Source organism: Moorena sp. SIO4E2 (assembly GCF_010671945.1).
Lineage (GTDB): Bacteria > Cyanobacteriota > Cyanobacteriia > Cyanobacteriales > Coleofasciculaceae > Moorena > Moorena producens.
This window is the reverse complement of the sequence record NZ_JAAHIE010000391.1, coordinates 1-7087: the sequence shown is the minus strand read 5'-3', so window position 1 is coordinate 7087 and position 7087 is coordinate 1. Positions and strand designations below refer to the sequence as shown.

At 39.5% G+C, this 7087-nt stretch carries 7 protein-coding genes; 5 read left to right on the top strand and 2 right to left on the bottom strand.

Annotated elements, in window-relative coordinates:
- Positions 1–616: 616 nt before the first annotated feature.
- Positions 617–901 carry a hypothetical protein gene (locus F6K37_RS28315; protein WP_287253761.1) on the top strand — a complete coding sequence of 95 codons (285 nt, stop codon included), beginning with the start codon at positions 617–619 and terminating at the stop codon, positions 899–901.
- 493 nt (positions 902–1394) lie between these two features.
- Here F6K37_RS28315 and F6K37_RS28310 read toward each other — a convergent pair whose 3' ends face one another.
- Positions 1395–1565, bottom strand: coding sequence for a hypothetical protein (locus F6K37_RS28310; RefSeq protein ID WP_287253759.1), 171 nt, complete (start codon positions 1563–1565; stop codon positions 1395–1397).
- On the opposite strand from F6K37_RS28310, the gene F6K37_RS28305 reads away from it, so the two are divergent.
- The 3 genes from F6K37_RS28305 to F6K37_RS28295 all read left to right on the top strand — a co-directional run bounded on the left by F6K37_RS28305 (position 1555) and on the right by F6K37_RS28295 (position 4357).
- Positions 1555–3003, top strand: a complete 1449-nt coding sequence (locus tag F6K37_RS28305) for an isochorismate synthase (RefSeq protein ID WP_287253758.1) — start codon at positions 1555–1557, stop codon at positions 3001–3003. The two genes, F6K37_RS28310 and F6K37_RS28305, sit on opposite strands and share 11 nt — an antisense overlap.
- Positions 3004–3193: 190 nt before the next feature.
- A complete protein-coding gene (menH, locus tag F6K37_RS28300) occupies positions 3194–3979 on the top strand; it encodes a 2-succinyl-6-hydroxy-2,4-cyclohexadiene-1-carboxylate synthase (RefSeq protein WP_287253756.1) in 786 nt (261 codons plus the stop codon).
- 207 nt (positions 3980–4186) lie between these two features.
- On the top strand, positions 4187–4357 hold the full coding sequence (locus F6K37_RS28295) for a hypothetical protein (protein WP_154659859.1): 171 nt from the start codon (positions 4187–4189) through the stop codon (positions 4355–4357).
- A 176-nt stretch (positions 4358–4533) separates the two neighbouring features.
- Here F6K37_RS28295 and F6K37_RS28290 read toward each other — a convergent pair whose 3' ends face one another.
- Positions 4534–6522: a hypothetical protein gene (locus F6K37_RS28290; protein WP_287253754.1), complete on the bottom strand. Its 1989-nt coding sequence runs from the start codon at positions 6520–6522 to the stop codon at positions 4534–4536.
- Positions 6523–6692: 170 nt separating this feature from the next.
- Here F6K37_RS28290 and F6K37_RS28285 point away from each other — a divergent pair, with 170 nt between their 5' ends.
- Positions 6693–6833, top strand: a complete 141-nt coding sequence (locus tag F6K37_RS28285; RefSeq protein WP_154659858.1) for a hypothetical protein — start codon at positions 6693–6695, stop codon at positions 6831–6833.
- Positions 6834–7087 lie beyond the last annotated feature (254 nt).

Sequence of the window (7087 nt, the reverse complement as noted above, 5' to 3'; positions counted from 1 at the left end):
TTCAAGCCTTGGGTAAACGGTCTTCAACGGTGTTAAGGTTCATGTAGGGTGGGCAGTGCACCAGAAAGATAATGAAGCTTACAAACCGCGTTGGTAGGCACTGCCCACCCTACGATTAGCGATGCAGCGCGGTCTTGGGGGTTTCCCCCATGAGCGACTGCATCAAGACAATGACAATGGTCCAAGATCTCAGTTAAAGGGTGTTAAGGGGCAGCAATAGCAGAATACCATTAATCCTAATCAAGGTCTTGTTTTGATAATACGTCAATTTTTGTAAATTTTATTGATCAAATATTAAATCAAGTGATATAAACACTACTATTACTATAGGACTTACGCAAAACTGAACCCCAAACTCTATAAGTAGTAGGGTGCGTTATTAACGCATCCTGTAAGTCTTGTAAGCAATCCTAAAAAGTATGACTAAAAAGTATGACCAGTAATGTAAAAGTGCCAGAAAGGGATACTCTAGATATCAAGTCGAAACAGCAAAGATTTGGACTGCAATCTAAATTTATAGGCTTAGCATTGGTCATCAAATATAATCAGAATCTTAGAAATATCATAAATGCTGTCAGATGCCACCAGTTGACAAAATAAAGCTATTATTGTAACTGTGAAATTTGGTATTTTTGATTATACTTCAACCGAATCTTTTCAGGTTTTAAGACCAAAGGGTATGGTGATTATCCTGGAAGCTACCACTGAAAGTTTGGTTCCTTCACCATCATTTTTGCCAGAATTAGAAATAATGGATTTATTGATTGGCGGAGTCAAATATCCCCCGTTTTACTCCACCGATAAAATTGTTAACCTCTTAAGAGAAGTATGCTTGATGAAAACTGAAGTAGTGTCTACTCAAAAGGGCAGCTTTTTATTTGTAGTAGGTTATAAAAATTAATCAGGGATTGTTTATACTAATATCCCCTTGATTTCCGTCTTGATTAGTGACAAAATAAATGATTTGTCATCCAAACAAAAATTTTTACTACCCAAACTATGGCTTATCATTAAAAAAAAAATAATGGTGAGCAATTATATAATTCTAGGGTAAGCGCAAGAAAAATTAAACCAAAATGTGATAGCGATGCAGCGCCGCCAAAGGGGATTCCCCCATGAGCGACTGCATCAAGAATAGAGCAAGGATTATGACCATAGTAAGCCTTGATTATCCCAATTATTGAAATTAATTATCAATAGCCTTTAAATACCCCCTATTTATTGATTTTTGCCCTTACCCTGCTTTTCTTAATTGCCAAACATGCTGATAATTGATCATTAGTAACTATAAAGTCTGTGAATTAAATAAGTTATGTAAATACAAATTAAGAAATATTTAGTAAAGAGCGTTCGCGCAGCGTGGCCTACGGCCAATCGCGTAGCGTGACCAAAGGTCAATCGCTTTTAGCGTGGCCTACGGCCAATCGCGTAGCGTGACCGTTCGCGTTCGCGCAGCGTGGCTTTTGGCCAAGCGTGGCCTTTTGGCCAAGGTCAATCGCGTTTATGTTTTCGTTCTTTGACGTAAACACTCCTGTAATTAAAGAAAGGCTATATATGTCAGTCATTCCCTGCCCTGCTAACCTGTTTCATGAGGCTAAAGAGTTACATCAGTTTCTCTTAGCCTGCCAGAAAAAATCTCAAAAACAAGGTATTGCCAAAATAGCCAGTATTTCTCAAGAAATCCCCCCCCTCGACCCACTGGCAGTTTTTCAGGCAATTCGGGATAGAGCCGCCCCTTTTGCCTCCACACCCGAGCCCCTACACTTCTATTTTGAAAATAGAAGTAATCAAGAATCAATTGTTGCTATTGATGCGGCTGTATCCCTTAAGTTAGCTGGTAAGCAACGCTTCTATAAAGCACAAAAATTTATCGACTCATGTTTAGCTAACACCATAATTAGTGGTAAAATAGAGCAGCGATTTGCTGGACCTCATTTCTTCTCTAGCTTTACGTTTTTTGCTGACAAGTTTAATAGTAACAACCCTTTCCCATCTGCCACTATTTTTCTACCTCGCTGGCAAATTTCACTTTGTCAAAGCCGATGTGTAGTAGTAGCTAATCTTGAAATTAACTCTCAAGTTAATCTGGATTGGCTGGTCGAAAGCGTAGGTCGGCAGTTCAATCTAATCACCTCTTCTGGTCGTCTGCTCTACTGTTTTACTGGTAAGGCTAACCATCATGAATTTCTCAAGCAAGATTCAAAAAAAGCCAAAGACTTCAAATTATCGGTTTCATCAGCCTTAAAATCTATCCAAGCCAATCAATTTAGCAAAATTGTCCTTTCCCAAGCCGTCGATGTCGTCTCACCAATACCGTTTAATCTGGTAGATTCTCTGGACAATTTGCGCCATAACTATCCAGATTGCTATATTTTTTCGATCAGTAACGGCAAAGGCAAAAACTTTATTGGCGCTAGTCCTGAACGTCTGATTAGTATTTACGACCATCAGTTAGTGACGGATGCTTTAGCAGGGTCTGCACCACGAGGTAAAACCCGAGCCGAAGATGCGGATTTGGCGAACCGATTGCTTAGTAGTGAAAAAGAAAGACGTGAACATAACGCAGTGAGTGAATTTATTATCCAACGTCTTTGTCAACTGGGTTTTGAACTGGATTTTTCGCCATCTCCCCAACTGCTGCAACTGTCGAATATTCAGCATTTATGGACTCCGATTAAGGCAGTAGTACCAGCTGATGTCAATCCCCTAGATATTATAGCGAAACTGCATCCTACTCCAGCAGTGGCTGGTGTTCCTACCAAAATTGCTTGTGAGCAAATCCGACACTACGAAAGCTTTGACCGTTCTCTGTATGCTGCTCCCCTCGGATGGATAGATTATCAAGGCAATAGTGAATTTATCGTTGGGATTCGGTCTGCTTTGATAGCAGGTAATCACGCTCGACTCTACGCTGGTGCTGGAATTGTTGCTGGTTCTGATCCCAATAAAGAACTGGCGGAAATTAACCTGAAGCTAATGGTGCTTCTTAAAGCCTTAGTTTAACCCTGTGTTCATTGGTCGTTGCTGTTGGATAATCAGTTAAAATAATTTCGATATCATGAATTGTAACAATTATAGCAATTCTTATAGCTATGAGGTACAAAGCGATCCCCCTAAATCCCCCTTAAAAAGGGGGACTTTGAGGTTAAAAAGCGTACCTCATAACTGCAATTAACGCGCTTATATTTGATAAATGCTATATAAGTTTCACTATGAGTTAAGAGGAAACCGAGAGCAACCACGGATTCTTTTTTGCCATGGATTCATGGGTAGCAGCCAGGAATTTGATGAAGCAATATCATTACTTTGTGAGGAATTTTGTTGTCTAGCTGTTGATTTACCTGGTCATGGTAAAACCAAAATTTTAGGTGGGGATGAGTGCTACACTATGCCAAACACTGCTCACGCCTTAAAGGAATTACTAGAGCAGTTAAACTTTGAACCATGCTTTTTAGTTGGGTATTCTATGGGAGGTCGATTAGCTCTCTACATGACCCTTCATTTCCCCCAATGTTTTAGTAAAGTAGTACTCGAATCAGCATCTCCAGGGCTAAAGACTCAAGAAGAACAATTAAAGCGCCGTCAGCGAGATTGGCAAATTGCCGAAAAATTGGAAACTGGGGATTTATTGACCTTCTTATCAAATTGGTACAATCAGCCTCTGTTCACCTCCCTCAAGCAGCATCCTAACTTTGAACAGATTATCAAGATTCGACAACAAAATAATCCTGTGGAATTAGCTAAATCTCTGCGTCATATGAGTACAGGATGCCAACCATCTCTGTGGGAATCACTCCAACATAATCAAGTTCCTTTGCTTTTGCTAGTCGGAGACTATGATCATAAATTTAAATCGATTAACTCAGAAATAGTAACACTTTGTACAGAAGCTAATTTAAACGTCATTGCTGATTGTGGACATAACATCCATTTTGAGAACGTCAATGAATTTGTTAAAAATGTTAGACAATTTTTTTAGGGATTAGGAATTATAGCAAAGGTAACAGCGGATCTGGGAGTAGGAATTAGGGATTAAGCATTAGCGGGACTTAAAAGAAATTAGCCCCAAACAAAGCCTAAATCCTTGATTTAAGCTGCCAATACGTTCGTTTGTGTTTGGATCCATCGCCAAAAACCAAAAGACATTGCTGTCCGAAAAGCCTCCAACGTTTCCACAAACGTGGACTTGAGGTCGCAACCACTCCCTGAGTTCTTGCACAACCCGAAAGATACCTGGATGCCAGTAAAACTAAGTCTCGGTGCTGCTGACTTCTACTCGGTAGCCCTGCTGTACTTGGTAGATGCCTGCTTCAGTGACAGCATGAGAGATGACTTGGACTGGGGACTTTTGGGTTAGCATTTGATCAAGGTGAGAGGCTCCTTAATTGGAAAATACTAACTTATTGGATTTAGTGGCTGGTGGGCTGGCGATTGCTATCTTAATAAGTGGTCTGCTCATGCTATTTAAGGGCATATCGGCATTTGGAGACTTTCGGTAAGTAGCGATCGCCAAGGTAAAACCACGTTGGGGATTCAAGATAAAGCTACCTTAATACATGAAATTAGCAAAGGAAAAATTTTTGTTGAAAATCTAAAAAGAAATATCGAGAGAGCCAACCCAAGAGGAGGCAGCAACATCAAGGTAAAAACCGCACTATAAGAGAGCGGTAGTTGAGGGAAGTAAAATTCAGGTCGTCGTCCAAAGAACCATCCAAAACGTCTACCTAAATTCACAAACTCAATCATTATCATCCGAAAAGAAGCAATTTGAAAATCTGCACGATAGAGATAGCCATTATGCAAGTTTTCTACCTCTGATTTATGAAGCTTGTGAAGCTGTTTAAGCTCACTTCCAGTTTGATACATTTTCTGTAGGATAAGATTGTTGGCATTTGCTGCTCTTGCCTGTTCAGTTGCTGCAACAAAGTTTTCTGTGATTGGTTGACGGTAGAAAACTTTCTCTTCTGCATCCTCAACCAGTTCAGGTATAGGAATACTAGGATATGTAACTAGGGGCATCATCCTTTGCCATTGGGTATTAAGAATTTGAGTGTGCTTTAACCGCCCACTGCCACTACATGTACCACAAGTTTCATATTCTCTACGGGTTTTTGTATTACCTTCTGAATCAGTTTCAGTAACAGTTGTCATAACTTGCCCTGTTCCTCCACACCTCCAGCATGTTTCTACAACGTCCCATTGGCTAGGAAGCCAGAGCGGATCAATCCAATTCACATAGCCATTGGGAGGATGAAGAGGAAATAGGTCATAATCCCACATGGGTACAGCAGGACGCTGAAGTGGGCGATAGGTGCCAGAAGCACCACCAAGAGTGATATACCGCCGTACAGTGAGGTAACGTAGCATAGCAACGGCAAATTCCTCATATTGAACCTCAACCAAGTTCAAGAATCTTGCCAAGTTCCGAACAACAAAGATTCCTCGCTCTTCTAAATTCTTACAACCCCTGCTGATACGATCTGCCAGTTGATTTTTCTGTAGTGAACCTAGTTTTAGTTGTGGGTCAATATAAATTTGCTCAAGATATGAGGTGTAATGCTTAATTTTTTCTGCAATGGGATTATATACTCGCTTAACTCTTGTATACGACGATTCTAAGATTAAGTCTGCTATCATTCGCAGCCCATATAAAGACAAGATTATTGCAACTATAACTACAGTCGTGTAGAATTTGAAATTTAAATACCTAAGGCAAAAGATACTCAAAAAAACAATCCCAACTTTAACAAGCAAAGATTGATTTAAATTCAGGAATGTGTAATCCCTATTGTTGAATATTATCAACACAATTAGCGTAGGAATAATGGCAATAGTGGTTAATATAAAAGATGTCTGAATAGAAGGTATTTGCGATAAAACATCCTGTATTGAAGTGGTAAAATCTATTTCAAAATTGTATTCATTATTTTTGAATAGGATAAAAAAGATCAATCCTATACATGTTACACCTATCACAGCAATTAAATATCTAACTATCCGCTCTTCAACATTTTTGGGAGATTTTTCATTAGGAAATCGTTCAAAACCCAAAGTTTTTAACAAGCGAGGATGAATTCCATAACGAACTGATACTCCATCTGTTTTGACAGGTAGAGGCTTCTGATTTGGAATTCTCAGAAGAGCATACTTTAAAGATTTAAGTGTAATAGCAAATAAAAATGCCAATCCTCCGCTTAAAAGTAATTTACATGCGGTTTCAGATGATCGTGATTCATTAAAAACTAATTGAAAAATATTTGTCAAAGCAGCGAACGAGGTAAAAGCTAGTCCGTAACCAAAAGCACAAAATAAAGCCCAAAAAAGGCTACGTACTGGTAAAACCTCGTAAAATCTTGTCTCGATTAGTTGCTCAACTGTTGCACCAAACCTGAAGCGATGAAAAAGACTAGATATAAGAGTTCCTATAAAAAGCGTGGTAAGTATCCATAGCGTTGCTTCAAGCATAGAATTAGCTTCCCAATTCATGACCCTGGCGATGTATTCAATCCTTAAATGTTCCATGTTTGTGATCGTGAAAGAATCCCCCACAAATTCTGGGTGGCTGCATTTTAGATGGGGATAAGGGCCCCATCTAAAATTGTAAGCATTCAGCTAAGGCACTACCTGCTGAATGCTGAGTGCTAATAGCTGATTTTTAAGTATCTATATACTTATTGGGCTAATCACCAAGAATGATGCAGGAAACTTTCAAGACCAGTAAGCATTCAGCGGTCAGCGGTCAGTGGTCAGCTGAATGCTTACCTAAAATTTACCTTCTGCCTTCTGAGTCAGGAGTTGTCTGTCTTAGAGACGAATATTTTAACCTGAAATAGCTTCTATACATAGATTATATCCGATTTTAACTCATATTTATGTTTAAGTTACATTAGGGCAGTAAAACCTCGGTTGTCAACTCTCAACCCTCAACGGTCAACAAAATCAAATCAACATTTAACGAAGGTGCGGCTCGTTCTAACTAAGAGCCTCTAGTTTCTAGAGGGGTAAGAGTTAGGAGAATCGCGAGGAAACACCCTCAAAGATTCTTAACTGTCTTTCGGATGGTGGTGAAAACCCACCCCTTGAAGAG